The sequence below is a fragment of the Pseudomonas sp. AGC41 genome (assembly GCF_057334555.1).
In genome coordinates, this window is record NZ_JBHFJB010000136.1 from 45257 (window position 1) to 46806 (window position 1550).

The following is a 1550-nucleotide window of genomic DNA, read 5'->3' on the forward strand; positions in this document are numbered from 1 at the left end:
CCCCCCCCCCCCCCCACAGGTCTCCCACAAGTCTTGCGATCAGTTCACCCTTACCACATCAAATCATCAGGAATCTGATACGCCGCGTACGGGTCATCGGCATCGACTTCTTCGGTCTGGGTGTTGAGCTGGACGATGCGCTTGGGGTCGCGTTCCTGGATCTTCAGCGCCGCTTCGCGCGGGATCACTTCATAGCTGCCGGCATGATGGACGATCGCCAGGGAACCGCTGCTCAGCTTGTTACGCATCAGCGCATTGACCGAGATGCGCTTGACCTTCTTGTCGTCGACGAAGTTGTAGTAGTCATCGGTGGTCAGCTTCGGCAGGCGCGACACCTCGATCAATTGCTTGATCTGCGCGGCACGGGCCTTCTGCTCGGCCTTTTCCTGCTGCTGACGGTTGAGCTCCTGGTCGCGCTTGACCTTCTCGGCCATGGCTTCCTGGGCCGCACGCTGCTGGGAATCATCCAGTTCAACCTGGCCTTTGTGGGCCAGGCGTTGCTGCTTCTGTTTCTCTTTGCCGACCTGCTTGGCCTGCTTTTGGTTGACCAGCCCTGCTTTGAGCAACTGGTCGCGAAGGGAAAGGCTCATGGTGCTTACTCACTTAGGCAACGGCCTCAGCCGCAGCTGGGCAAATTCTTTTCCTGACGTTTGGCTTCGCCCCACAAGGCGTCCAACTCTTCGAGGGTGCAATCTTCCATGGGACGGTGGGTCTCGCGCAATGCCTGTTCGATAAATCGGAAACGTCTTTCAAACTTTGCATTGGCGCCACGCAGGGCCGTTTCGGGGTCGACTTTCAAGTGTCGAGCCAAGTTCACCACGCTGAACAGCAGGTCGCCCACCTCATCGCTGACGGCCGCGGTGTCATTGTCCGCCATGGCTTCGAGCACTTCGTCGAGCTCTTCACGGACCTTATCGAGCACCGGCAGCGGTCCCGGCCAGTCGAAACCGACCTGGCCGGCGCGCTTCTGCAACTTCGCCGAACGGGACAAGGCCGGCAATGCCGCCGGGACGTCGTCGAGCAATGACAGCTGCTTGGGCACCGAAGCCTTCTCCGCACGTTCCTCAGCCTTGATTTCCTCCCAGCGCTGCTTGACCTGCTCTTCGCTCAGGCGCGGGGTATCCACGGCTGCGTAAAGGTCACCGGTGGGAAACACATGGGGATGGCGGCGGATCAGCTTGCGGGTGATGCTGTCGACCACGCCGGCGAATTCGAAGCGGTTTTCTTCCCGGGCCAGTTGGCTGTAATACACCACCTGGAACAGCAGGTCGCCCAATTCACCTTGAAGGTGATCGAAGTCGCCGCGCTCGATGGCATCGGCCACTTCGTAGGCTTCCTCCAACGTATGGGGGACGATGGTGGCGTAGGTTTGCTTGATGTCCCACGGGCAACCATATTGCGGGTCGCGCAAGCGGTTCATCAGGTGGAGCAGGTCTTCGAGGCTGTACATCAATCATCCCACCACAAAAAAATCCCTGTGGGAGGGGGGGGGGGGGGGGGGAAAGCGGTACATCAGTCAAAACCATATCGGCTGACACACCGCCTTCGCG

2 protein-coding genes are annotated in these 1550 nt (G+C 59.7%); both read right to left on the minus strand.

What is annotated here, in order from left to right; translation table 11 throughout:
- Nucleotides 1-50: 50 nt before the first annotated feature.
- Nucleotides 51-590, minus strand: a complete 540-nt coding sequence (locus tag ACE04F_RS22125; protein WP_305499418.1) for a DUF2058 domain-containing protein — start codon at nucleotides 588-590, stop codon at nucleotides 51-53.
- A gap of 26 nt (nucleotides 591-616) precedes the next feature.
- Nucleotides 617-1450 (minus strand): nucleoside triphosphate pyrophosphohydrolase, encoded by an 834-nt coding sequence (mazG, locus tag ACE04F_RS22130; RefSeq protein WP_486109932.1) that lies wholly within the window; start codon nucleotides 1448-1450, stop codon nucleotides 617-619.
- Nucleotides 1451-1550: the final 100 nt, after the last annotated feature.